The organism is Pseudomonas sp. 05N36, from assembly GCF_056397385.1.
Map to the genome: position 1 here is coordinate 137,521 of NZ_JBFTNH010000001.1, position 24,890 is coordinate 162,410.

The following is a 24,890-nucleotide window of genomic DNA, read 5'->3' on the forward strand; positions in this document are numbered from 1 at the left end:
CGGCTCCTGAGAAAATGGGGGGGCGCGCCCCTGAAGAAAAATATCAGGCCAGGGCGGGCAGGGGGCCCAGCTTGCCTTTGTGGTAGATCATCGGCGTCACCGGTTGCTCGGGCAGAATCAGGTTCTTCACCGCGCCGACGATGATGGCGTGATCGCCGCCATCGTATTCACGCCACAGTTCGCACTCGATGATCGCCGTGGCGTTGTCCAGCAGCGGGTTGCCCAGCTCACTGAGGTGCCAGGCGATGCCTTTGGCCTTGTCTTTGCCCTTGCCGGCAAACGCATAGGCTTCGGCAGTCTGGTCGGCCGACAGCAAGTGAATCGCGAACTGCTTGCTGTCACGCAGGATCGGGTACGTGTCGGAGGCATAGTTGGGGCAGAACAGCACCAGCGCCGGATCAATCGACAGTGCACTGAAAGCACTGGCGGTAATGCCGACGATGCCGCCGTCCGAGTCCAGGGTGGTGACCACCGTGACCCCGGAAGGGAACGAGCTCATGACGTCTTTATAAATGCCGGGTTCGATCATGTCGGCGGTCTCCTAGCGCATCACGAAGGGATCAGGCATGGGGGCCTGAGAGAGATTGATCCACACCGTTTTCAGCTCGGTGTAGGCCAGCACCGAATCGATGCCGCTTTCGCGTCCATAGCCGCTGTTCTTGAAGCCGCCGATCGGTGCCATGGCCGATACGGCGCGGTAGGTGTTGACCCAGATGATCCCGGATCGCACATCCCGTGCCAGGCGATGAGCCCTGCCTAGATCGCGCGTCCAGATGCCGGCGGCGAGGCCGAACTGCGAGTCGTTGGCAATCGCCAGCGCTTCGGCTTCGTCCTTGAAACGGATGACCGAGGCCACCGGCCCGAAGACTTCTTCCTGCATGATCTTCATCGAGTTGCGGTCGCACTCGAACAAGGTCGGTTCGTAGAACCAGCCGTCGCCCAGATTCTCTGGGCGCTTGCCGCCCAGGCGCAGGCGCGCACCTTCGGCGATGGCATCGGCCACCAGGCCTTCGACCACGGCCAATTGTTGCGCAGTGGCCATCGGGCCCATTTCGCTGCTGTCTTCCTGAGGATTGCCGATGCGGATGCGCTTGGCGCGTTCAACCAGACGCGAGACGAACTCATCGTAGATTTCGTCCTGCACCAGCAGGCGCGAGCCAGAAACACAGCTCTGACCGGAGGCCGCATAGATCCCGGCAATCGCACCGTTGATCGCGCTGTCGAGATCGGCGTCGGCAAAGATGATGTTCGGCGATTTGCCGCCCAGTTCAAGCGACAGCTTGGCGAAGTTCTCGGCGCTGCTGCGCACCACATGCCGCGCCGTGGCGGCGCCGCCGGTGAAGGCGATCTTGCGCACCAGCGGATGGCGGGTGAGGGCCGCGCCGGTGCTTGGGCCGTAGCCGGTGACGACGTTGACTACGCCTGGCGGAATCCCGGCTTCCAGCGCCAGGCGGGCCAGCTCAAGAATGGTTGCCGAAGCATGTTCCGACGGCTTGATCACGATGGTGTTGCCCGCCGCGAGGGCCGGGGCCAGCTTGATCGCCGTCAGGTACAGCGGGCTGTTCCAGGGAATGATCGCTGCGACCACACCCATGGCTTCGTGCACCGTGTAGGCAAACAGGTCCGGCTTGTCGAGGGGCAGGGTGCCGCCTTCGAGTTTGTCGGCCAGGCCTGCGGTGTAGTGGAAGAACTCCGGCAAATAGCCCACCTGGCCACGGGTTTCGCGAATCAGCTTGCCGTTATCGCGGCTTTCCAGCTGCGCCAGTTGTTCCTTGTTTTCGGCGATAAGGTCGCCCAGCCGACGCAACAATTTACCGCGAGCGGTGGCGGTGAGGCCACGCCAGGCCGGGCTGTCGAAAGCCGTCTGCGCCGCCTGTACGGCGCGTTCGACGTCGGCTTCGTCGGCATCGGGCAGTTCAGCCCAGGCCTGGGCCAGGGCCGGGTTCAGGCTTTCAAAGGTTTTGCCGGACAGGGCATCGACCCATTCACCGCCGATGCACATCTGGAAGCGTGCGAGTGTCATGCAACGATCCCCTTTATTGGGTTTTGTCGGGCGTGCGCGGTGTCGAGAAACTCCAGCAACAGCTGGTTGACCAGGCGCGGCGATTCTACGGGCATCATATGCCGTTGCTCGGCGAGTACGGCCACAGTTGCGCCGGGAATTCGCTCGGCCAGTTGCCGGGCCATTTCCGGTGTCGAGCCAGGGTCCAGTTCACCGGTGGCGATCAGTGTCGGCACCTTAATATTGGCCAGATCCTCGGCGCGGTACATGTCCTGGGTGGCGAACAGCTCATAAGTGGTCAGGTAACCCTGCGGGTCGTTATCCGCCAAGGTCTGGCGTAGTGCGGCAATCTGCGCCGGATTAGCCGCCTGGTATTCGCGACTGAACCAGCGCGACAGCGCTGCTTCGGCATTGGCATCCGGTCCGTGCTCGGCAGCCTGGGCGGTGCGGGCAATCACCCCGGCGCGCTGTTCGGGGCTGCGATTGAACACGCTGTTAAGCACCACCAGGCCTTGCAGGCGTTGCGGGTAATGCAAGGCAAATGCCCGGGCCACCAGCCCGCCCATCGAAAAGCCGATGACCGTCGCCTGCGGCAATTGCAGATGGTCGAGCAGTTCCAGCAACTGATCGGCATAGCCGAGCAGGGGCGTACCGCTTTCCGGACGCGGGCTGGCGCCATGGCCCAGCATGTCGTAGGTAATCACACGGTATTTAGTGGACAGGCCAACGACCTGTCCGCCCCACATTTCTTTGTTCAGGCCCACGCCGTGGATCAAGACCACGGGCTGGCCTTGGCCGGTCGCCAGGTAACTGGTGCCAGCCGGGGTGCTTTCAGCGGTGAGCCGAATCATGGAGCGCTCCTGCTTGCCTTTTTGTTGTAGTGGCTCTCACCGGAATTACTGGGCTTTCTCGGCAGCCAGTTCTTCCAGATCGATGTAACGGTTACCGATGCGTGGGTGCAGACGGCCGCCATCGGCACACCCCAGGACCACGACGATTTCGTCGGCACGCGGTGCATCTTCGATCTGCATTTCCAAGGTGATGTAGTGCGAACGCAGGCCTTCGTCGTCCTTGTGCATCATCGGAATCTGGATCGAGGTGCCCGGACCGCCGCGTTTGTTGGTAAAGCTCAGGTAGCTCTTGGCTTTAACCGCTTCGCGGTAATGGTTGCCGAAGCGCAGGGTGTGGATGACGGCGGAGGCATGCTCGATTTCGCCGTCGGCACCCACTACAGCCGCCTTGCCGTAGGCTTCGATCTTCTCGGCACCACCGATGATGCCCACCAGGCGTTCGACCATCAGTGCGCCGAGGTCGGAGCAGTTGGCGCGGATTTCCGGTTTCAGGTCTTCGACAAAGCCGCGGCCCAGCCAGGGGTTTTTCATCACCACGGCCAGGCCGACCATGGTCACCGGCTTGTCGGCGGCCTTGCCGCCTTCAATAAAGGTTTCTTCGACGTAGCTGACGATCTTGCGGATTTCGAAACTCATGAGCTGCTCCGTATTCGGGTTGAGAGGTGTCTGTGCGTATGATGGTATACCATAATATCGGTAGCGCAAGAGGCGGCAATGAGTTTCCGGTCGGAAGGCGATAAAAAGAGCAAAGGGCATCTCGCGGGCAGGTCATGCGCTGTGCCGCAGGTGCTATGGAGATCGCTTGCAGGCAGGACCGATCGGTCGCTTCGAAACGGGGATAGGGTTGAAGGCTGGGTCTGCCTGACAACCGGGAGTTCGACGGCACCTGAACGCACATTCAACTGAATACCGTCGTGCATCACTAACAGGCACTTTAATTCCATACGCAGCCACAGTGTGCATTTGTGTGCGCATTAATGGTGCAAGGATGCAGTTCGATGCACGGCTCTGAAAGATTGGTATTACAAACCTCATAAAAAACAGTGGGTAAAAATTTCCCGTTTACAGGGCAATAAAGTCAACTTGTTTACCCAATGCACCGATTTTGTCCGCGCCAGAGTTGTGCAAACGATAAGTGCAATAAACGTTTCAGCGTGTTACAAGAAAAACACCGTAAAAATGAACGGAAATGTCGCCTCAGTATCATTACTGGGGGTTTTCCGATTTTTAGCGGCCCTGGCGTTGCGTGGGCACAGCCCTTGCAAAAGCACTTTCAAACCACCGGAAGTGTGGTTTTTGCGAGAAAAAGAAACTGGGGGCGTTACAAGTAGGAGCGCCAGTAAGCTAATCCGGAAACGGCCAGATCTCTGACGCCAAAATGCGTCAGGACGCTGTCGGAATCGTGAGCTTCCAGCTTCATAAAGGGACAGGAAGTTCACGATGCACACTGAGGTGCTTTACAGAAACAGTACTCACTAAAACAACGTAAGGCTTCATCTATTGGAATGACAAAGTTATAAAAAAATGCCGGCTGTATCGCGGCAAGGAGTGGGGTATGTCCCGAGCTTTTTTTAATGAAATGTATGATGCGAGTGGTGGCTGCCGCCCACATTACCAGGAGTTTGCGCGCTGGTTGGCGGACACGCCCCTGGAGCTGCTGGATCAGCGTCGTCGCGAAGCCGACCTGCTGTTCCATCGAGCCGGCATCACCTTCACGTTATATGGGGACGAGCAAGGCACCGAGCGGTTGATTCCGTTCGACATCATTCCACGCAGCATCAAGGCCAGCGAATGGCAGATGGTCGAGCGTGGCTGCATTCAGCGGGTCAAGGCCTTGAACATGTTCCTGGCCGATATCTATCACGGACAACGGATTCTCAAGGAGGGCATTATCCCGGCCGAACAGGTGTTGGCCAACGAGGGTTATCAGGTCGCCATGCAGGGCCTGAATCTGCACCGCGGCATCTATGCCCACATCTCCGGGGTCGATCTGGTCCGTGATGGCGACGGCAGTTACTACGTACTCGAAGACAATCTGCGCACACCCAGCGGCGTCAGCTACATGCTCGAAGACCGCAAGATGATGATGCGCCTGTTTCCCGAACTCTTCGCCGCCCAGCGTGTGGCGCCCATCGACCACTATCCGAACCTGCTGCTGGACACCCTCAAGAGCTCCAGCCCCCTGGACAACCCGACGACCGTGGTACTGACCCCGGGTCGCTTCAACAGCGCTTACTTCGAACACGCGTTCCTGGCCCGTGAAATGGGCGTGGAACTGGTTGAAGGCGCCGATCTGTTCGTCCGCGACGATCATGTCTACATGCGTACCACCGCTGGCCCGAAACAGGTGGATGTGATTTATCGGCGCCTCGACGATGCGTTTCTCGACCCGCTGTCGTTCAATCCGGACTCCATGCTGGGCGTGCCGGGGCTGGTGGCGGTCTATCGCGCGGGGAACGTGATCCTCGCCAATGCCATCGGCACCGGCGTGGCGGATGACAAGTCGATCTACCCCTATGTAGGCGAAATGATCCGTTTCTACCTCGACGAGGAGCCGATTCTCAAGAACGTTCCCACCTGGCAATGTCGTAAACCAGAAGAGCTGTCCCATGTGCTGGCCAATCTTCCCGAGCTGGTAGTCAAGGAAACCCAGGGGTCCGGTGGCTACGGGATGCTGGTCGGCCCGGCCGCCACGGCGGCGGAAATCGAGGACTTCCGCGCGCGTCTCAAGGCCCGCCCCGAAGCCTATATCGCCCAGCCAACGCTGTGCCTGTCCACGTGTCCGACCTTTGTCGAAAGCGGTATCGCCCCACGCCACATCGACCTGCGCCCGTTTGTGCTGTCGGGCCGTGAAACCCGCCTGGTGCCCGGCGGCCTGACCCGCGTGGCATTGCGCGAAGGCTCGCTGGTGGTGAACTCGTCCCAGGGCGGCGGCACCAAAGACACTTGGGTAGTGGAGGACTAAGACATGCTTTCAAGAACCGCTTCGGACCTCTACTGGATGTCCCGTTACCTGGAGCGCGCCGAAAACCTGGCGCGCATGCTCGAAGTCAGTTACTCGCTGTCGCTGATGCCCCAGGCCGGGCGCACCGATGGCCATGCCGAGCTGGCGATGTCGCTGTTGGCCGCCGGTACGCTGGACGACTACAACCAGCGCTATGGCGAACTCAACACCGAGCGCATGCTGCATTTCTTCGCGCTGGATGAAACCAACCCCGGCAGTATCTATTGCTGTCTGCAAGCGGCGCGGGCCAACGCCCACGCGGTGCGCGGACGGATCACCGCGGACATGTGGGAGAACATCAACGCCACCTGGCTGGAGATGCGCAACATCGCCCGCAATGGCCTGGGGCGTTATGGCATCAGCCATTTCTGCGAGTGGGTCAAGGAGCGCTCGCACCTGTTCCGCGGGGCGACCTCCGGCACCATCATGCGCAACGATGCCTACTGCTTCATTCGACTGGGCACCTTCCTCGAGCGCGCCGATAACACCCTGCGCCTGCTGGATGCGCGTTACGAAATGTATGGCGAGGAGTCGGAGGAGGTCAGTGACAACTCGGCTCGCGGCTACTACCAATGGAGCGCCTTGCTGCGTGCCTTGTCGTCCTTCGAGGCATTCAATGAGCTCTACCGCAATGCACCGAACGCCGAGCAGGTCTCCGAAATGCTGCTGTTGCGCGCCGCCGTTCCGCGTTCGCTGCACGCCTGCATCGAGGAACTGGACCAGATCCTCGCCAGCCTGCCGGGCAGTAACGGGCGGGCGGCCCAGCGGCTGGCCGCCGAATTGAATGCGCGGCTGCGCTACACCGGGATCGACGAAATCCTCGGCTTCGGTCTGCACCTCTGGCTGACTGACTTCATCTCCCAGGTTCGCCATCTTGGCCAGACCGTCCACGAATCCTATCTGGAGGCCGTATGAAAATGTCCATACGCCACGACACCACCTACAGCTACACCGACGATGTCTGCACCAGCATCCAGTTCCTGCGTTTGACGCCCAAGAACACCGAGCGCCAGCACATTCTGGAATGGCATCTGGAACTGCCGCGCCTGGTGCGCAGCCAACTCGATCCATACGGCAACATCCTGCATGTATTGACGATGGACGAGCCCCACGGTGCCCTCGTGCTGACCGCCTATGGTCAGGTTGAAATCGACCAGGCGCTGGAGGTGGAGCACGACAGTCAGTCGCCGTTGCCGTTCTTGCGCACCAGCCAACTGACCAAGGCTGACGACGCCCTCAATGCCTTTGCCATACAAAAGTGCGGTACGCGGCGTGATCGCGGGGCGTTGATTGACCTGATGAATGGCCTCGCCGAGCACATGGCCTACAGCCCGGGCGCTACCGCGGTGGACACCACCGCAGCCGAAGCCTTTGCCGCTGGCGTCGGGGTCTGCCAGGACCATACCCATGCCTTCCTGGCCTGTGCTCGCAGCCTGGGCATTCCTGCGCGTTACGTCTCCGGTTATCTGTGCACAGAAGATGAAAGTCATCTGGCCAGCCATGCCTGGGCCGAAGCCTGGCTCGACGATGGTTGGTACAGTTTCGACGTCACCAACCGATTGGCACGGCCCGAGCGCCATCTGAAACTGGCGGTGGGTCTCGAGTACCTCGACGCTTGCCCGGTGCGTGGCATGCGTCGCGGGGGAGGGGCCGAGCAAATGCTCGCGCGGGTACAAGTGACGTCGCTGTTTCAGGTTCAGCACCAATAAAACCCGCTCGCACCGTCACCAAAACCGGCTATACCGTCTCCATGACGGTATGGCCGGTCGTCATTCAGATCTTCCGCCAGCCGAGCCACGCCCGCTCCCGCGCCTTTCTCAGTTGGGTGCTGTGAGCCCGAACATCCTTAATGCGTGAGACCTGCCATGTTCACATTTTCTGCCCATGAGTATCCCTACGCCTCACAGCGTCAAAGTGTTTTCGCTAAACGCGGCATGGTCGCCACCTCCCAGCCGTTGGCCGCCGAAGCCGGTATCGAGATCATGCGGCGCGGTGGCAACGCCATTGACGCCGCGATTGCCACCGCCGCCGCGTTGACCGTGGTCGAACCGACCGGTTGCGGTATCGGTGGCGACGCCTTTGCACTGGTCTGGACGCAGAACAAACTGCATGGCTTGAGCGCCAATGGCGGGGCCCCGCAGGCCCTGAGCATCGACGCGGTGAGAGCTGCCGGCCACGAAAAAATGCCATTGCACGGATGGACACTCGTGACAGTTCCAGGCTGCCCGTCGGCCTGGGCTGAGCTGTCCAAACGTTTCGGTCGTCTGCCCTTTGCTGAGGTGTTGCAGCCAGCCATCAGTTTGGCGCGCGACGGATTTCCGGTGTCGCCAGTGGTTGCTCTTCAATGGCAAGCCGCGTTGGAGAACTTCACCCCGAGCCGCAACGAAGTGCTCGACAGCTGGTTCGAAACCTTCTTGATTGACGGCCGGGCACCCCGCGCCGGCGAGATGTTTTGCAACCCGGCCCAGGCGCAGACCCTGACGGAGCTCGCGGCCACAGGTTGCGAAAGCTTTTATCGTGGGGCACTGGCGCAACGCTTGGACGCCCATTCCAGGGCGACTGGCGGGTATCTGCGCGCCAGTGATCTACAGGGTTACCGCGCCCAATGGGTCGATCCGATCAAGGTCAATTATCGAGGCTACGACGTCTGGGAAATTCCGCCGAGCGGCCAGGGCCTCGTGGCCTTGATGGCCTTGAAGATTCTCGAGGGGTTCGACTTCGATCACCGCGACAGTCAGCAGACCTGGCACCGTCAGCTCGAGGCCATGAAACTCGCTTACAGCGACGGCCTGCACTACATCACTGACCCGCAGCACATGCGGGTCGCCGTGGAGGATTTACTCAGCGAAAACTATGCCGCCCATCGTCGGGCACAGATTGGTGAGCAGGCGGTGGCCCCACAACCGGGTGACCCTCACGCCAGCGGCACGGTGTACCTGGCCACCGCCGATGCCGAAGGCAACATGGTTTCGTTTATCCAAAGCAACTACCACGGTTTCGGCTCCGGCGTGGTTTTGCCCGACAGCGGCATCGCCCTGCAAAACCGCGGTGAAGAGTTCAGCCTTGATCCGGCGCACTCGAACTGCCTGGCGCCCGGCAAAAAAACCTTCCACACCATTATCCCGGGGTTTCTCAGCAAAGATGGCGTGGCGATGGGCCCCTTTGGCGTGATGGGCGGCTACATGCAGCCCCAAGGGCACGTGCAGATGGTGATGAACCTGGTGGATTTTGGCCTCAACCCGCAAGCGGCGCTGGATGCACCGCGCTGGCAGTGGCTGGGCGGGCTGCAGGTCGGCATCGAGCAGGACGCTTCACGGGACATGGTCGCAGCGTTGGCGCGCCGGGGGCATCAAGTGCAAGTGGCCAGCGACCGGACCCGTTATGGCCGCGGACAAATCATCCTGCGCGATCCTGAAACGGGCGTGTTGTGTGGCGGAACCGAGCCGCGAACGGACGCGCATATCGCTGTTTGTTGAGGGACGGGTGAGTGGCGAGGGTGCTCTATCCTCGCCTGCGGGTCTCCAAGCGGAAACTAAACGCCCGTTGCGCCAGAGCAGTCAGCCAGCCGGCTCCGCCGTACAACTCATTTCCGCTGAGCCTGGTTTTTGGAAAAGGACCACGTTGTCGTTTTGCCAGAAGCTGTAATTCCCCTGGTAGTCCTTGCCCTTGTATTGGGTTCCCGAATCACTCGGCACCTGGCTCAGGGTGATCGAAGTATTCGCCCATTTCAGGTACACGACACCCGGTTGCGTGCTGAAGAAGGTGGCGGTAATCAGCGCGTCAAACCCCGTACAACGAAAAGCCAGGGGGCCTTCGGTGAGCCGGTCTGGATCCTTGGTTCTCACAATTGCCGAGCCTTGGCGCAACTGGTGCGCGCGTTCGGCATAACTTCGGATCGTGCACACCTTGGGCGCAGGCGCGGAAGCACACTGATTACGGGCCTCGATCCAGAACTGCTGGTCGATCATGACTGTGTCTGGAGGCGGCACTGAATGTTCATCCGTGAGCGCCAGTCGATAAAGACGCGTCAGTTCGATGTCCATCTGCGCCAGTTGCGGATCGCGACAGATCAGCTTTTCGATGGATGCCCTTGCCTGGGCACAGTCGAAACTGGTCTTGAAGGTGGGCGAAGGAGGGGCAGCATTCGCACAGGGGCTTGTCGCCACGCACACGCTGGCAGCGAGCAGACCGGTGAAAAGGGCGGTGACCGTTTTCATGGTGGTTTCACCCAGATCATGAGGTGATGCCACGGATTGCCGTGGGACCTATCGATCCGATGAACAGTCCTTCGTTCGCAGTGGGTGTATCGCAGTGTAAGGCAGTGCTCAAAACTTGCCACACCGCTCGGCGGTCCCGGGTCGACCGCCTGGATGCACTTTTATAAAGCGCTATGCGTAACGATTTGCACCAGTGGGGGACAGCGCAATGAACTTTCGCCTGCCTCTATCGCTCAGGAGCCTGGATTCGCGCACAGGATGACGCTTCCTGTTGCCGACTGGCACAAAGGCTGCAAGGCTCGTATCAGGTTCATCTGGAACGGACTCCAGTGGACAGCCCCCTCGGTCAACGATGATCGATCGACCGAACAGGTCATGGGCAACTTCGCTGCATCAGGCATGGATGTCTGGTTTTAACACCGCAGTAAGAACAGGCAAAGGCGCCTGGAACCGAAAGGTTTCAGGCGTTTTTTTTTGCTTTTTATCCGTGATTGGCTTTGGAGATCCGTATGAAAACAGCCGCGCAATTGCTGAAGCTCAAGGTCGTGCAAAATCAGCAGGTGCATAGCATCGCGCCACACCAGATGGTCCTTGAAGCGCTGAAGCTGATGGCCGAAAAGAATGTGGGTGCTCTACCCGTCATAGAGGAGGGGCAGGTGGTCGGCGTTATCAGCGAACGCGACTATGCGCGCAAGGTTGTTCTACAGGGGCGCTCTTCGGTCGGTACGCCGGTCAGGGACATCATGAGCGCGCCCGTGGTGACGGCAGACAGTCAGCAGAGCATCGAGCGTTGCATGGCGGTCATGACCGACAGTCATTTGCGCCATTTACCGGTGGTGGAAGGCGACCAGTTGATTGGCCTGTTGTCGATTGGTGATCTGGTCAAAGAAGCCATCGCCGAGCAGGCCGACCTGATACGGCAACTGGAACACTACATTCGCGGACATTAAAGCGACCTTGGACGAGCTGGATTCAAGGCTTATTGGTACATGAAGTTTTCAAGTGTGCTGCCCGTCGGGCAGGTACTCATCAGGGAGCATTTGATTTGGCCAAGTTAAGCACGGCTCAACGCATCGTCATCGGCTTTGCAATCGCGCCGTTGGTACTGACAGGCCTGGCGTTCTATGCGTTGCACGATCTGGCAACGCTGAAGGACCAGGCAATGGTGATCGTCAAACAGGACTGGCCGAAAATCGATCCGATCATGGTCATTGCCACAGGTGTTCGGGACAACGCCAGGAACACCCGGGACTTGCTGATTGACAAAGACAATCAGCAAGCGCAACAGGCCATCGATGCCACCAAAAAGCGCATCAGCCAGGCACTTGAAACGCTCGAGTCGTTGTTCGATCTACCGGAAGGCAAGGTTGCCTATGTGGCCCTGAAAAAGAATCGCGAGGCTTACGTCGCCGCGTTCACCCAGGTGCAGGCGTTGATCAGGCAAGGCGCCTTTGATGCCGCGATGGCGCAGTTGAAACAGCAAGTGATCCCCGCCGAACAGCAGGTTTATAAAAGCCTGGACGTGCTGATGGCACAGCAAGGGCAGATCTTCGCCGATCGTGAAAGGTCGGCGCAGGCCCTGTACAGCGATGCGCGCCTGAACATGCTGGGGTTGCTGGTTTTCTGCCTGGCCTCGGTCATCGCCGCGGCGGTCATCGTGACGCGCAGTGTCACCCGGCCCTTGGGTGGAGAACCCGATGTCGCTGCGCGGGCACTGAGTCAAATTGCGCAAGGCGATCTGACGATTCAAGTGCCAGTGAAGGCCAATGCCGACGGTAGCGTGATGATGAACATGCACCAGATGCAGCAAAGCCTGAACGCAATGGTTAAACACATCGCGGCGTCGGTTGATCAGGTGGCCAGTTCGTCCGAAGAGCTGAGTGCGGTCAGCAGCCAGACCCGTGACAGTTTGCAGTTGCAGGGCCTGGAGATCGAGCGGGCTGCGACGGCGATCAATCAAATGACCGCGGCCGTCGACGAGGTCGCACGCAATGCCGTCAGCACCAGCGAGGCGTCCCGGGTGTCCGAGCAAACCGCGCAGCGCGGCCGTGAACACGTTCAGGAAACAGTGGCCTCGATCGGTGTGCTGGCGGACGGCATGACGGATACCTCGCAGCGTATCCAGCAACTAGCCGGGCGTGTGCAAGACATCAGCACGGTGCTGGAGGTGATTCGCAGCATTGCCGAGCAAACCAATCTGCTGGCCCTCAACGCGGCAATTGAAGCGGCCCGTGCCGGCGATGCCGGACGAGGTTTTGCGGTGGTCGCCGACGAGGTGCGGGCACTGGCCCATCGCACTCAGGTGTCGACCCAGGAAATCGAGCAGATGATTGGCAACATTCGGCGTGATACCGGGCATGCGGTGACCGCCATGCAAAGCAGCGGTCACCTGGTGCAGACGACCCTGGAAGTCGCGCAACGCTCCGGGGAGGCATTGGAGGCGATCACGCGGTCGATCTCGCAGATCAATGAGCGCAACCTGATGATCGCCAGCGCCACGGAGGAGCAGGCATTGGTGGCTCGTGAGGTGGATCGCAATCTGGTGAGCATTCGTAACGTGTCCGGGCAGGTCTTGCTGGGTGCCCAGCATACCCACTCTGCCGGTCTGGAATTGGCGCAGATGGCAGGAGCACTGCACCAGACGGTGGCGCGTTTCAAAACCTAGTCAGGCATGGGGCGGGTTGCGGGTCAATGCTCCGGCGCGGCCCTTCAAACTGCATGTTAAAAAATGTTATTTTAAAAAACAGCTTCACATTATCTGTTCATTGGAGGATTATCTGCTCAACCTGTATGACAACCTGATAACAAGACAAAACCAGGATCGTCTCGATGTTCGACAAGGTCCCCACTCACGTGCTGAGCGACAGCGTCGCTCAGCAACTGCTGGAGAAGATTGAATCCGGTGTCTTCGGCACTGGGAGCAAGCTGCCCAGCGAAGCCATGCTTTCAGAAGCGTTCGGTGTCAGTCGCACCGTGGTTCGCGAAGCCATTTCCCGTCTGAAGAACGAAGGCGTGCTGCAGCCCCGCCAAGGGCGCGGCATCTTCGTCACGGCCAACGCCAATATCCGTCCGCTGCGTATCGATTACGCTGAAGCCCATCTGCCCGGCAGTGTCTTTCACCTGTTGGCGCTGCGGCGTGCCATCGAAGCGGAAATAGCCTCCGAGGCGGCGCTCAATCGCAGCGAAGCCGATCTGGTGCTGATTGACGAAGCGCTGGCGCGCATCGATGAAGAGGTCGCTGAAGGGCTGGACGGCGTTCGCGCCGATGTGGCGTTTCACCGGGCCATCGCTCAGGCCACGGGCAATCCTTACTTCCTCAAGACCCTTGAATTCGTCAGCCAGTACCTGGAGGCCGCGACCCGCATCACCCGTACCAATGAAGCGGGCAGGGCGGATTTCTCCCGTCAGGTCCATGAAGAACACCTGGCGATCGTCGCGGCCATACGGCTGGGCGATCCGCTCGCTGCCGGCCATGCCGCCCGCGCTCATATCTACAACGCGGCCCGCCGTCTGCGCCTTGCTGGCGCTGAATAAGCCGCTGTTTTCTCCTGGAGTACGCCATGAATAACAAGAATGTCGGTGTTGTCGGTCTCGGCGCGATGGGCCTGGGCATTGCCCGCTCGCTGTTGCGCAGCGGTTTTAATGTGCATGCCTGTGATGTGCGGGCGGCGGTGACGGAACAGTTTGCCAGCGAGGGCGGAGTGGCGTGCGCATCCCCGGCGCACATGGCTGGCGAGTGCGACGTGATCATTACTGTCGTGGTGAATGCCGAGCAGACCGAAACCGTATTGTTTGGCGAAGGCGGCGCCGTGGCGGCGTTGCGTCCTGGCAGCCTGGTGATCGGCTGCGCCACCGTGGCCCCAACCTACGCCGTCGATCTTGGCCAGCGCTTGGCCGAGAAAGGCCTGCTGTATCTGGATGCACCGATCTCCGGTGGTGCGGCCAAGGCGGCTGCCGGCGAGATGACCATGATGACCTCGGGCCCGGCGGATGCTTACGCCAAGGCCGAGGCGATTCTTGCGGGCATGGCCGGCAAGGTCTATCGCCTCGGTGACGTCCATGGCCTGGGTTCGAAGGTCAAGATCATCAACCAGCTCCTCGCCGGGGTGCATATCGCAGCGTCTGCCGAAGCCATGGCATTGGGTCTGCGTGAAGGGGTTGATGCCGACGCGCTTTACGAGGTGATTACGCATAGCGCCGGTAACTCCTGGATGTTCGAAAACCGCGTTCCGCACATTCTCAAGGCCGACTACACGCCGTTGTCCGCGGTGGATATTTTTGTCAAGGATCTGGGCCTGGTGCTGGATACCGCGCGCGCCAGCAAATTCCCGCTGCCGCTGTCGGCCACGGCTCACCAGATGTTCATGCAGGCTTCCAGTGCAGGTTTCGGTCGCGAGGATGACTCGGCAGTGATCAAGATTTTCCCGGGCATCACGCTGCCAACTGCCAAGACCGAGCCTGTTTGAGGAACGCACAATGAGTACACGTCCATTGCTGGGCTGCATCGCCGACGATTTCACCGGCGCCACCGACCTTGCCAACATGCTGGTGCGTGGCGGCATGCGCACCGTACAAAGCATCGGTATCCCGAGCAGCGAAGTCGCCGCCGGGATCGACGCCGATGCGATCGTCATTGCCCTGAAATCGCGCACCACACCGGTCGCCGAGGCGATCGAACAGTCCCTCGCGGCGCTGGCCTGGCTGCGCGAACAAGGCTGCGAGCAGATCTTCTTCAAGTACTGTTCGACGTTCGACTCCACGGCAGCCGGCAACATCGGTCAGGTCAGCGAAGCGCTGCTGGCGGCACTGGGCGGTGACTTCACCCTCGCATGCCCGGCGTTCCCGGAGAATGGGCGGACGATCTTTCGTGGCCACTTGTTTGTCCAGGATCAACTGCTCAGCGAGTCGGGCATGCAGCACCACCCGCTGACGCCAATGACCGATGCCAACCTGGTTCGGGTTCTGCAATCGCAGACAGGCCTGAATGTCGGTTTGTTGCGCTACGACACCATTGCCCAAGGGGCCGAACAGGTGCGTACCCGAATCGCCGAGTTGCGGGCTCAAGGTGTCGGCATCGCGATCGCCGATGCCTTGTCGGACAGCGATTTGTACACCCTGGGCACGGCTTGCGCTGACCTGCCGTTGCTGACCGGAGGTTCGGGGTTGGCCCTGGGTTTGCCGGATAACTTCCGTCGCGCCGGAAAATTGCGCGACCTCGACGCATCGAAACTGACGCCGGTCTCCGGTGGCGAAGTGGTGTTGGCCGGTAGCGCCTCGGTGGCGACTAACGGCCAAGTGGCGGCCTGGCTCGAAGCCGGCCGACCGGCTCTGCGTATCGATCCGCTGGCATTGGCCGCCGGCGAACCTGTCGTCGCGCAAGCCTTGGCCTTCGCCCGTGATCACCAGGAAACCGTATTGATCTATGCCACCAGCTCGCCGGAAGAGGTCAAGGCGGTGCAACAGCAATTGGGCGTCGAACGGGCTGGCAGCCTGGTGGAAAACGCCTTGGGTGAAATCGCCAAGGGTCTGCGCCAGAGCGGCGTGCGGCGCTTCGTGATTGCCGGTGGTGAAACCTCGGGCGCTGTGGTTCAGGCGTTGGGCGTGCAACTGCTACGGATCGGGGCGCAGATTGATCCGGGGGTACCGGCGACGGTCAGCAGTACGGATGAACCTCTGGCATTGGCGCTCAAGTCGGGCAACTTCGGTGGCCGTGATTTTTTTAGCAAAGCCTTGCAGCAGTTGGCCCAGGTCGGAGATGCGAAATGAGCAATGAAAACGCCCTGCGCGAAGAAATCTGTGAGGTTGGCCGCAGCCTTTACGAGCGCGGTTATACCGTCGGCAGCGCCGGCAATATCAGTGCGCGCCTGGACGATGGCTGGTTGATCACACCGACTGACGTCTGCCTCGGTCGCCTCGACCCCGCGACGATTGCCAAGGTCAATCTGGCTGGCGAGTGGGTGTCCGGTGACAAACCTTCAAAGACCCTGGCGCTGCATCGCCAGGTCTATGACCGCAACCCAAGTGTGGGCGGTGTGGTTCACACCCATTCCACCCACTTGGTGGCATTGACCCTGGCGGGAGTCTGGCAGCCAGACGACATCCTGCCGCCGCTGACCCCGTATCAGGTGATGAAAGTCGGGCATATCCCGTTGATTGGCTATCAGCGACCCGGCTCGCCGAAGGTCGCCGAGCAGGTCGCACAGCTGGCCAACAGCGTTCGCGGTGTGATGCTCGAACGGCTTGGCCCGGTGGTCTGGGAGAGTTCGGTTTCCAAGGCCAGCTACGCCTTGGAAGAACTCGAGGAAACTGCACGGCTCTGGCTGATGAGCAACCCCAAGCCCGAACCGCTCGATCAGGCAGCGCTGGATGAGCTGCGAGAGACCTTCGGTGCGCACTGGTAGAGCGCTGATTTTCTAATACGACAGATTGATAACGCAGGCCCTGTCCGGGAGACGCGCGCGACTCTCGATGGTCCCGGCTTGCTTGAAAAAACAATAACAACAGGAAATCCAGGCATGACTTATCTTCATCGCGGCATTTTCAGATCCAGTGGCAGGACCGCTTCGTTCACCCGGCGTGGAGGGTTTCTGAAATGAGCCCGTTGATCCTGATGGTGACCGCAGGGGTGGGCATCGCGCTGTTGCTGTTCCTGGTGCTCAAGTACAAATTCCAGCCCTTCGTAGCCTTGATGCTGGTGAGCATCCTGGTGGCGCTGGTGGCCGGGGTGAAGCCGGCCGAACTGGTCGCCACCATTGAAGGCGGCATGGGCAAGACCCTGGGCCATATCGCGATCATCATTGCCCTGGGCGCGATGATCGGCCGGATCATCGAGCTGTCCGGAGGTGCCGAGGCGCTGGCGAAGACGCTGATCAGCCGTTTCGGCAACCGGCGTACGCCTCTGGCGCTGACGATTGCCGGCTTCATGGTCGGGGTGCCGGTGTTCTTCGAAGTTGGCGTGATCATCCTGATGCCGCTGGCCTATAGCGTCGCTCGCAGCGCGCGTAAGCCACTGTTGGTGTTCGCGCTGCCGATGTGTGCGGCCTTGTTGACCGTACACGCCTTCCTGCCGCCACACCCGGGCGCAGTGGCCGCTGCCAGCCAGTTGGGCGCCGACCTTGGCCGCGTGCTGATGTTCGGTCTGCCGATGACTGCGCTGCTGTGCTACGTCGGTTACCGCGTGGCCGGGCGCATGACCCGTCGTGTGTACCCGATGACTGACGACATTCGTGCCGAGGTCTACGGCCCGCATGTCACCAATGAAGACCTGGTCGCCTGGTCCAATGGCAATGGCAAGAGCACTGAGCGAGCTGCCGAGGCCGTGTCGCACATGGGCCTGGAAGAGGCCGTCAGCAGTATCGTCTCCAAATTGCCACCGGCACCGCCGCCAGGTTTCGGGCTGATCGTCAGCCTGATCCTGTTGCCGATCATTCTGATTCTGCTGGGCACCCTGGCCACCTCGATGCTCCCGGCCGAATCGATCCTGCGTGGGATCATGACCGTGCTCGGCGCGCCGCTGGTAGCGCTGCTGATCGATACCTTGCTGTGTGCCTGGTTGCTGGGTTCGCGTCGGGGCTGGAGTCGCACTCAGGTGTCCGATGTGATCGGCTCGGCCTTGCCCGGTGTGGCGATGGTGATCCTGATTGCCGGTGCCGGCGGTGTATTTGGCAAGGTCCTGGTGGACACCGGAATCGGTGCCGTGGTCTCCGACATGTTGCGTACCACCGGTCTGCCGGTACTCGCGCTGGGCTTTCTGCTGACCATGCTGTTGCGTGCGGTGCAGGGCTCGACCACGGTGGCGCTGGTGACCACCGCCGGCATTATCAGTCCGCTGATCGCGACCCTCAACCTCACCCCGAACCACATGGCCCTGCTGTGCCTGGCCATGGGCGGTGGCGGGTTGGCCATGTCGCATATCAATGATGCCGGTTACTGGATCTTCACCAAACTGGCCGGGCTGAATGTGGCCGACGGCTTGCGCACCTGGACGGTACTGACCACCTTGCTCGGTACGTTGGGTTTCGGTATTACCTTGCTGATCTGGCCGTTTGTCTAACCCTTGACCCTGGGAGCTACCATGCCTCGTTTTGCTGCAAACCTCAGCATGCTCTACCCGGAACATGCGTTTCTGGATCGCTTCGCCGCTGCCGCCGCCGATGGTTTCGAAGCGGTGGAGTACCTGTTTCCCTACGACTACAGCGCCCAGGAACTCAAGCAGCGCTTGAGCGACAACGGTCTGGTGCAGGCGCTGTTCAACGCGCCGCCTGGTGACTGGGCGGCGGGGGAGCGGGGCACCGTGACGTTGCCCGGCCGGGAGAGTGAATTTCGCAGCGGTTTTGATCGCGCCCTGGAATATGCCGCCGTGCTGGGCAACTCGCGCATCCATGTCATGGCTGGCCTGCTGCCCTCCGAGAACGACCGGCCACGGCATCACAACATTTACCTGGAGAACCTTGCCTACGCCACCGCTCAGGCGGCCAAGGTCGGTGTCACGGTGTTGCTGGAACCGATCAATACCCGAGACATGCCGGGCTTTTTCCTCAATCGGCAGGATCAGGCCCAGGCTATCTGCAAGGAAGTGGGCGCCAGCAACCTCAAGGTCCAGTTCGACTGTTATCACTGCCAGATCGTCGAGGGTGACCTGGCCAGCAAATTGCGCCGGGACTTCGCGGGGATCGGCCATATTCAGATAGCCGGTGTGCCGGACCGGCACGAGCCGGATATTGGAGAGGTCAACTATCCCTATCTGTTCGAGTTGATCGACCAGTTGGGTTATGACGGTTGGGTAGGGTGCGAATACCGGCCCCGCGGCGACACCTCGGCGGGCTTGCAGTGGTTGCGCGACTGGAAAGCGCGTTAAGACAAAGCCCTACGCGCCGCTCCCGGAGGGCAACAGCAGTTCCACACCATGCTTGCGGATGCCATCGGCCGCCGCAGCGGTCAGCGCGTCGTCGCTGAGGATGATGTCGAACTGCTCGAGCCCGGCGATCCGGTACATGCTGAAAGTGCCGTACTTCGAACTGCTGGCTACCAGCACCGTTTGCGCGGCCGATTGCATCGCCACTTGCTTGACCTCCACCTTCAGCGCCGAAGGTGTGGTAAGGCCGCGACGCAAATCCCAGGAACTGGTGGAGATGAAGGCGATATCGGTGACCACCTGGCGCAAGGTGGCGACTGCCAAACCGCCTACGCAGGAATGGTTGGAGTGATCCAGCTGTCCGCCGGTATGAATGACCGTGACGTGGGGCGCGTCCATCAAGGCTTGGGCAACACCGAAGTCGTTGGTCACCACGGTCATGCCGGAAAGCGCCTTGACGTACGGGACGATCTCCAGGGTACTGGTTCCCGCATCCAGGTAAATCGTCATATCGGCATGCAGCAGCCGGGCGGCGAGTTTCGCCATCGCCTGCTTCTGCGGCAACTCGACCACGGCTTTGAGCTGATGGCTGGGCTCACTGTGGAGCTGGCTGGCGATTCGAACGCCACCGGTGACCGAGTAGGCCCGACCTTCCTGCTCGAGCAACGCAATGTCGCGGCGCACCGTCATGTGCGAGCACTCGAACATTTCCATCAACTGATGAACGCTCAACACCTGATGCTTGCGTAACTGGCGCAGCATCAATTCACGGCGTTGTTCCGGAATCATCGGTGCGCCGCTTTCGGCGGCGATGTCCTTTTGGCTAGGCATTCGGGCTCCAGAACGAAGAAATCCGCAGACAAGGAAAGCGGGGCAAACATAGTAGCGAATCTGCGTTCAAGGAACGAGTTGTTGCGGATCACTAACGAAAAATGGGAGCAGGTCAATGTGGGAGCGAGCCTGCTCGCGATGACGGCTTGACATCCAATATTGCAGCTGACTGTCGGACCGCTATCGCGAGCAGGCTCCCTCCCACAAAAAGCCTGCTCCCACATCACATCTGATCACCCGCCGTCAGCGGGTCAACAGCACTTCGGCCCAGCCTTGCTACCGTAACGAGCCTCCTGGCGCTCCCGGAAGAACGCCTCGTAGCTCATCACCGGTTTGTCCGGGTGCTTGGTTTGCATATGCTCGACGTAGGTGTCGTAGTCGGGCATGCCGACCATCAGGCGCGCGGCCTGACCGAGGTATTTACCGAGGCGACTCAGGTCATTGAACATGCTTGCAACCCTCGATTACGCTTCTGGAACAGCCTGGAATGGCGATTCTTTATCCGTGCGCTCTTTGCTGCCCCAGGCSGAGATACCGACCTTGATCGCATAGAACAGGATGCTGAAGACCACGAACAGGAACAGCGCCGTCAGCGTYGCGTTGGTGTAGGCGTTGTAGATCACGTGCTGCATCTGCGTGATGTCCTTGGCCGGGGCGAGGATCTGACCGTTGGCCAGGGCATCGCTGTATTTYTTGGCCAGYGACAGGAAGCCGATCGCCGGGTTGGCGTCGAACAGCTTGATGAAGCCTGCGGTGGTGGTGCAGATCAGCAGCCAGGCGGCGGGCAGCAAGGTCACCCAGATGTAGCGCTGGCGTTTCATTTTGATCAGCACMACSGTGCCGAGCATCAGCGCGATACCGGCSAGCATCTGGTTGGAGATACCGAACAGCGGCCACARGGTGTTGATGCCSCCCARCGGGTCGATCACGCCTTGGTACAGCAGGTAGCCCCACATTGCCACGCAACCGGCGGTCGCGATCAGGTTGGCGGTCCAGGAYTCSGTRCGTTTAAGCGMCGGAACGAAGGAGCCGAGCAAATCCTGCAGCATGAAACGCCCGGCACGGGTGCCGGCGTCGACCGCCGTCAGGATGAACAGCGCTTCGAACAGGATCGCGAAGTGGTACCAGAACGCCATGGTGTTTTCACCCGGCAGAACACTGTGCAGGATCTGCGCGATACCGACCGCCAGGGTCGGCGCACCGCCGGCACGGGCCAGCACGGTGGTTTCACCGATGTCCCTGGCCACCGCTTGCAGGGCGTCCGGGGTGATCGCAAAGCCCCAACTGCTGACGGTTTGCGCGACTTGCATCACTTCACCGCCGACGATCGCCGCCGGGCTGTTCATCGCGAARTAGACGCCCGGTTCGATCACCGACGCCGCCACCATCGCCATGATGGCCACGAAGGACTCCATCAGCATGCCGCCGTAACCGATGTAACGGGCATGACCTTCACTGGCCAACAGTTTCGGGGTGGTCCCGGAAGCGATCAGCGCATGGAAACCCGAGACCGCGCCGCAGGCAATGGTGATGAACAGGAACGGGAACAGCCCGCCTTTCCACACCGGTCCGGTGCCATCGATGAATTGGGTCAGTGCCGGCATTTTCAGCACGGGCATGGTGATCAGGATGCCAATTGCCAAGGCGACAATGGTACCGATCTTGAGGAAGGTCGACAGGTAGTCACGCGGCGCCAGGATCAGCCAGACCGGCAATACTGCCGCGACGAAACCGTAGCCGATCAGCATCCAGGTGATCTGGATCCCGGTGAAGGAGAAGGCCTTGGCCCAGACCGGATCAGCGGCGATCTGCCCGCCCAGCCAGATCGAACCGAGCAACAGCAGCACGCCGACGATGGAGATTTCACCGATGCGGCCCGGGCGGATGTAGCGCATGTACACGCCCATGAACATCGCGATCGGAATGGTCGCCATCACCGTGAAAATGCCCCACGGGCTTTCGGCCAGGGCCTTGACCACAATCAGCGCCAGCACCGCGAGGATGATGATCATGATCAGGAAGCAGCCAAACAGCGCGATGGTCCCGGGGATCTGCCCCATTTCTTCACGGACCATGTCGCCCAGGGAGCGACCGTTGCGGCGGGTCGACATGAACAGGACCATGAAGTCCTGGACCGCACCGGCCAGCACCACGCCGGCGATCAGCCAGAGCGTGCCGGGCAAATAGCCCATCTGCGCCGCCAGTACCGGACCGACTAACGGACCAGCACCCGCGATGGCCGCGAAGTGGTGACCGAAGAGGATGTGTTTGTTGGTGGGCACGTAGTCCAGACCGTCGTTGTTGACGACGGCAGGGGTGGCCCGCAGTGGATTGAGCTGCATCACATTATTGGCAATGAACAGACTGTAGTAACGGTAAGCGACCAGATAGATCGCCACTGCCGCGACCACAATCCACAAGGCATTGATCGCCTCGCCGCGACGCAAAGCCACTACGCCCAGGGCACAGGCGCCTACGATTGCCAGCAACAGCCAGGGTAAGTGGCGCAGCGGGCTATTATTATTTTTCATTTTTTTATTCCAGCCAGAGTGGACAAAAAAGACCGTCACCCCGAGTTTAGCGCTACTGGCGCCAAAGACCATACCCCGACATAGGTCCCAGGCTCTGTATGAAAGCTGCCTTGGGTGGCAGCCTATGCGGATGCCGGTCTATAGTCAGCGAACACCCAGAGGATTGCGCCATGAGGGACCACCCCGCCAATCACCGCCGTTTCAAACGTATTGCCTTCGATGCCAAAACCGAGCTCAGCCAAGGCGAGCATCGCTGGCCGGTGAAACTGCTCGACCTGTCACTCAAGGGCCTGTTGATCGAACGTCCCGAGCCCTGGCTTGGGGACGAAGAGAAGATGTTTTCGGTCGACATTCACCTGAGCAGTGACACCGAGATCCGCATGGACGTGCAACTGTCCCATGACAATAACAACCAGTTAGGCTTCGTCTGTCGGTACATCGATCTGGAGTCTGTCAGCAAACTGCGGCGGCTGGTCGAACTCAACATCGGTGATCACGCCGAGCTTGAGCGGGAACTGGGTGCGCTGATCCAAATCAGACCACTCTCGTAGGAGCTGCCGCAGGCTGCTCCTACGAGGGCTGGGTTTATTCAAATAAAGCGTCGAGGGCCTGTTCCAGTCGCGTCACCGCGATGATCCGTAACCCGGCAGGCGCTTCCTTCGGCGCATTGCCCTTGGGCACGATGGCGCGTTTGAAACCGTGCTTGGCCGCTTCCTTCAAGCGCTCCTGACCGCTCGGCACCGGCCGCACTTCACCAGACAAACCAACCTCACCGAACACCAACAGATCGTGTGGCAATGGTCGATTGCGCAGGCTGGACATCACGGCCGCCATCAACGCCAGGTCGGATGCCGTTTCCAGCACCTTGACCCCGCCGACCACGTTGAGGAACACGTCTTGGTCGTGCGTCGGTATACCGCCATGACGGTGCAGCACCGCCAACAACATGGCCAGGCGATTCTGATCCAGGCCGAGGGTGACACGGCGCGGGTTGGCCAGGTGACTGTCGTCCACCAGCGCCTGAACCTCCACCAGCATCGGTCGCGTGCCTTCCCAGGTCGCCATCACTACGCTGCCCGGCACTTCTTCCTGCGCGCGGGTGAGGAAAATCGCCGAAGGGTTGGAGACCTCTTTCAAACCCTTGTCGGTCATACCGAACACACCCAACTCGTTGACCGCACCGAAGCGGTTTTTCACCGCCCGCAACAGACGCAGGCGTCCATCCGACTCGCCTTCGAAATACAGCACGGTGTCGACCATGTGCTCCAGCACTCGGGGCCCCGCCAATGCGCCTTCCTTGGTCACATGGCCGACGAGGAAAATCGCCGTGCCGCTTTGTTTCGCGTAACGCACCAGTAAAGCCGCGCTTTCGCGAACCTGAGAGACGCCGCCCGGTGCCGATTGCAGTTGCTCGGTGAAAATCGTCTGGATCGAGTCGATCACCATGACCTTGGGTTTTTCCACCCGAGCCGTGGCAATGATGGTTTCGATGCAGGTTTCGGTCATGACCCGCAGTTGATCTTGCGGCAAGCCCAGACGTCGGGCACGCATGGCCACTTGCTGCTGGGACTCTTCGCCCGTGACATAGAGCGCCGGCATCCGGGTCGCGAGGTTGCACAGGGTTTGCAGAAGGATCGTCGACTTGCCGATCCCCGGATCACCGCCGATCAACACCACCGAGCCATCGACCAGGCCGCCACCGAGCACCCGATCCAGCTCACCGGACGCGGTGGAGAAACGTGGAATTTCTTCGACACTGACTTCGGCCAGCGTCTTGATCTGTGCCTGCTGCCCGGCCCAGCCGGTGCGACCGCTGGGGGCGGCAGCACCGCCACTTTCCACCAGGGTTTCGGTCAGGGTGTTCCAGGCCCCGCATTCGCCGCATTGGCCGGCCCACTTGGGGAAGGTCGAGCCGCACTCGGTGCAGCCGTACATGCGCTTTGCCTTGGCCATCTGAACTCCCGGAAAAAACCGCGATGATAGCTCAGCTGGACACGATCAGCGCGGCGCCGGGGTACGGATTTCACCCGCGGCTAGACGCGCGGCGCTGTTACCCAGCGGATCTTCGGCATTCAGGTCGGCACCCTTGGCAGCCAGGGCGTCGAGTAACTCGACCCGTTTGAACAGGCCCGCATACATCGCCGCTGTCTGGCCTGCGCCATTACGCTGCTCCGGGCTGCAATCGGTCGCCAACAGTCGCCGGGCGATTTGCACTTCGCCCTTGAAGATCGCCCCCATCAGCGCCGTGTTGCCACGCAGGTCCTGGGCACAGGCATTGGCCCCGGCGCCGAGCAAGCGCTCCACCGCCGCAGACTGACCGTGGTAAGCCGCCAGGATCAACGCGGTGTAGCCCTTACTGTCGCGAGTATCGAGGGAATAACCCGCCTCGATGAACGTCTCGAGCATCGGCACGTCGCCGCGACGAGCGGCGTCAAAGTAGTAATCCTGCAATTGCGCCTTGAGCGCTGCCGGATCCTTGGTCAGGTCGGCACCCGGCTCTGCATGAACGCTGCACGCCAGGCCGGCCAGAAACAGGTAAAGATACATTCGCATGGCAAAGCTCCTGGGTTCTCGCACGGCACTGAGTCGTGCGAGAACCG

23 protein-coding genes are annotated in these 24,890 nt (G+C 60.7%); 13 read left to right on the forward strand and 10 right to left on the reverse strand.

Features of this window, described 5'->3' with window-relative positions:
- Positions 1-43: 43 nt before the first annotated feature.
- The 4 genes from AC1DIH_RS00685 to AC1DIH_RS00700 are packed head-to-tail and all read right to left on the reverse strand — an operon-like array spanning position 44 to position 3,489.
- The gene (locus AC1DIH_RS00685; RefSeq protein ID WP_477770217.1) at positions 44-529 is read right to left on the reverse strand and encodes a flavin reductase family protein; all 486 of its coding nucleotides are present in this window, start codon (positions 527-529) and stop codon (positions 44-46) included.
- A gap of 12 nt (positions 530-541) precedes the next feature.
- The gene (locus tag AC1DIH_RS00690; protein WP_477770218.1) at positions 542-2,023 is read right to left on the reverse strand and encodes an aldehyde dehydrogenase; all 1,482 of its coding nucleotides are present in this window, start codon (positions 2,021-2,023) and stop codon (positions 542-544) included.
- Positions 2,020-2,853 carry an alpha/beta fold hydrolase gene (locus tag AC1DIH_RS00695; protein WP_477770219.1) on the reverse strand — a complete coding sequence of 278 codons (834 nt, stop codon included), beginning with the start codon at positions 2,851-2,853 and terminating at the stop codon, positions 2,020-2,022. The genes AC1DIH_RS00690 and AC1DIH_RS00695 overlap by 4 nt, the downstream gene beginning before the upstream one ends.
- A 45-nt stretch (positions 2,854-2,898) precedes the next feature.
- Complete coding sequence (locus tag AC1DIH_RS00700; protein WP_216742977.1) at positions 2,899-3,489, reverse strand: amino acid synthesis family protein; 591 nt, start codon at positions 3,487-3,489, stop codon at positions 2,899-2,901.
- A 919-nt stretch (positions 3,490-4,408) separates the two neighbouring features.
- Between AC1DIH_RS00700 and AC1DIH_RS00705 the strand changes: the two genes are divergently transcribed.
- The 4 genes from AC1DIH_RS00705 to AC1DIH_RS00720 all read left to right on the forward strand — a co-directional run bounded on the left by AC1DIH_RS00705 (position 4,409) and on the right by AC1DIH_RS00720 (position 9,333).
- The gene (locus AC1DIH_RS00705) at positions 4,409-5,818 is read left to right on the forward strand and encodes a circularly permuted type 2 ATP-grasp protein (RefSeq protein ID WP_477770220.1); all 1,410 of its coding nucleotides are present in this window, start codon (positions 4,409-4,411) and stop codon (positions 5,816-5,818) included.
- A 3-nt stretch (positions 5,819-5,821) separates the two neighbouring features.
- Positions 5,822-6,772, forward strand: a complete 951-nt coding sequence (locus AC1DIH_RS00710; protein ID WP_477766978.1) for an alpha-E domain-containing protein — start codon at positions 5,822-5,824, stop codon at positions 6,770-6,772.
- The gene (locus AC1DIH_RS00715) at positions 6,769-7,566 is read left to right on the forward strand and encodes a transglutaminase family protein (protein ID WP_477770221.1); all 798 of its coding nucleotides are present in this window, start codon (positions 6,769-6,771) and stop codon (positions 7,564-7,566) included. Before AC1DIH_RS00710 ends, AC1DIH_RS00715 begins: the two co-directional genes overlap by 4 nt.
- Positions 7,567-7,722: 156 nt before the next feature.
- Positions 7,723-9,333, forward strand: coding sequence for a gamma-glutamyltransferase family protein (locus tag AC1DIH_RS00720; RefSeq protein ID WP_477770222.1), 1,611 nt, complete (start codon positions 7,723-7,725; stop codon positions 9,331-9,333).
- Positions 9,334-9,414: 81 nt separating this feature from the next.
- On the opposite strand, the gene AC1DIH_RS00725 is transcribed toward AC1DIH_RS00720, so the two are convergent.
- Positions 9,415-10,074, reverse strand: a complete 660-nt coding sequence (locus tag AC1DIH_RS00725) for an MliC family protein (protein WP_477770223.1) — start codon at positions 10,072-10,074, stop codon at positions 9,415-9,417.
- Between the two features lie 509 nt (positions 10,075-10,583).
- Here AC1DIH_RS00725 and AC1DIH_RS00730 point away from each other — a divergent pair.
- From AC1DIH_RS00730 to otnI, 8 genes are all read left to right on the forward strand, one after another.
- Complete coding sequence (locus AC1DIH_RS00730; RefSeq protein WP_477770224.1) at positions 10,584-11,024, forward strand: CBS domain-containing protein; 441 nt, start codon at positions 10,584-10,586, stop codon at positions 11,022-11,024.
- A 95-nt stretch (positions 11,025-11,119) separates the two neighbouring features.
- The gene (locus AC1DIH_RS00735; RefSeq protein WP_477770225.1) at positions 11,120-12,739 is read left to right on the forward strand and encodes a methyl-accepting chemotaxis protein; all 1,620 of its coding nucleotides are present in this window, start codon (positions 11,120-11,122) and stop codon (positions 12,737-12,739) included.
- A gap of 164 nt (positions 12,740-12,903) precedes the next feature.
- Complete coding sequence (locus tag AC1DIH_RS00740) at positions 12,904-13,608, forward strand: FadR/GntR family transcriptional regulator (protein ID WP_477770226.1); 705 nt, start codon at positions 12,904-12,906, stop codon at positions 13,606-13,608.
- 26 nt (positions 13,609-13,634) lie between these two features.
- Positions 13,635-14,540 carry an L-threonate dehydrogenase gene (gene ltnD, locus AC1DIH_RS00745; protein ID WP_019690449.1) on the forward strand — a complete coding sequence of 302 codons (906 nt, stop codon included), beginning with the start codon at positions 13,635-13,637 and terminating at the stop codon, positions 14,538-14,540.
- Between the two features lie 10 nt (positions 14,541-14,550).
- Positions 14,551-15,840, forward strand: coding sequence for a 3-oxo-tetronate kinase (otnK, locus tag AC1DIH_RS00750; protein ID WP_477770227.1), 1,290 nt, complete (start codon positions 14,551-14,553; stop codon positions 15,838-15,840).
- Positions 15,837-16,475, forward strand: coding sequence for a 3-oxo-tetronate 4-phosphate decarboxylase (gene otnC / locus AC1DIH_RS00755; RefSeq protein ID WP_477770228.1), 639 nt, complete (start codon positions 15,837-15,839; stop codon positions 16,473-16,475). Before otnK ends, otnC begins: the two co-directional genes overlap by 4 nt.
- Positions 16,476-16,666: 191 nt before the next feature.
- Positions 16,667-18,127: a GntT/GntP/DsdX family permease gene (locus tag AC1DIH_RS00760; protein ID WP_477770229.1), complete on the forward strand. Its 1,461-nt coding sequence runs from the start codon at positions 16,667-16,669 to the stop codon at positions 18,125-18,127.
- A gap of 21 nt (positions 18,128-18,148) precedes the next feature.
- Complete coding sequence (gene otnI, locus AC1DIH_RS00765; protein ID WP_477770230.1) at positions 18,149-18,931, forward strand: 2-oxo-tetronate isomerase; 783 nt, start codon at positions 18,149-18,151, stop codon at positions 18,929-18,931.
- Between the two features lie 9 nt (positions 18,932-18,940).
- Here the strand turns inward: otnI and AC1DIH_RS00770 are convergent, their stop codons facing one another.
- From AC1DIH_RS00770 to AC1DIH_RS00780, 3 genes are all read right to left on the reverse strand, one after another.
- Entirely contained in the window at positions 18,941-19,759 is an 819-nt protein-coding gene (locus AC1DIH_RS00770) for a DeoR/GlpR family DNA-binding transcription regulator (RefSeq protein WP_477770231.1), read from the reverse strand.
- A gap of 251 nt (positions 19,760-20,010) precedes the next feature.
- Positions 20,011-20,208 carry a YbdD/YjiX family protein gene (locus AC1DIH_RS00775; RefSeq protein WP_216742984.1) on the reverse strand — a complete coding sequence of 66 codons (198 nt, stop codon included), beginning with the start codon at positions 20,206-20,208 and terminating at the stop codon, positions 20,011-20,013.
- 15 nt (positions 20,209-20,223) lie between these two features.
- On the reverse strand, positions 20,224-22,290 hold the full coding sequence (locus tag AC1DIH_RS00780; RefSeq protein WP_477770232.1) for a carbon starvation CstA family protein: 2,067 nt from the start codon (positions 22,288-22,290) through the stop codon (positions 20,224-20,226).
- A gap of 170 nt (positions 22,291-22,460) precedes the next feature.
- Between AC1DIH_RS00780 and AC1DIH_RS00785 the strand changes: the two genes are divergently transcribed.
- Complete coding sequence (locus AC1DIH_RS00785) at positions 22,461-22,841, forward strand: PilZ domain-containing protein (protein ID WP_477770233.1); 381 nt, start codon at positions 22,461-22,463, stop codon at positions 22,839-22,841.
- A gap of 34 nt (positions 22,842-22,875) precedes the next feature.
- Here the strand turns inward: AC1DIH_RS00785 and radA are convergent, their stop codons facing one another.
- Together radA and AC1DIH_RS00795 are read right to left on the reverse strand one after the other, a co-directional pair.
- A complete protein-coding gene (gene radA, locus AC1DIH_RS00790; RefSeq protein ID WP_019691594.1) occupies positions 22,876-24,243 on the reverse strand; it encodes a DNA repair protein RadA in 1,368 nt (455 codons plus the stop codon).
- Between the two features lie 45 nt (positions 24,244-24,288).
- Entirely contained in the window at positions 24,289-24,843 is a 555-nt protein-coding gene (locus tag AC1DIH_RS00795; RefSeq protein ID WP_477770234.1) for an ankyrin repeat domain-containing protein, read from the reverse strand.
- Positions 24,844-24,890 lie beyond the last annotated feature (47 nt).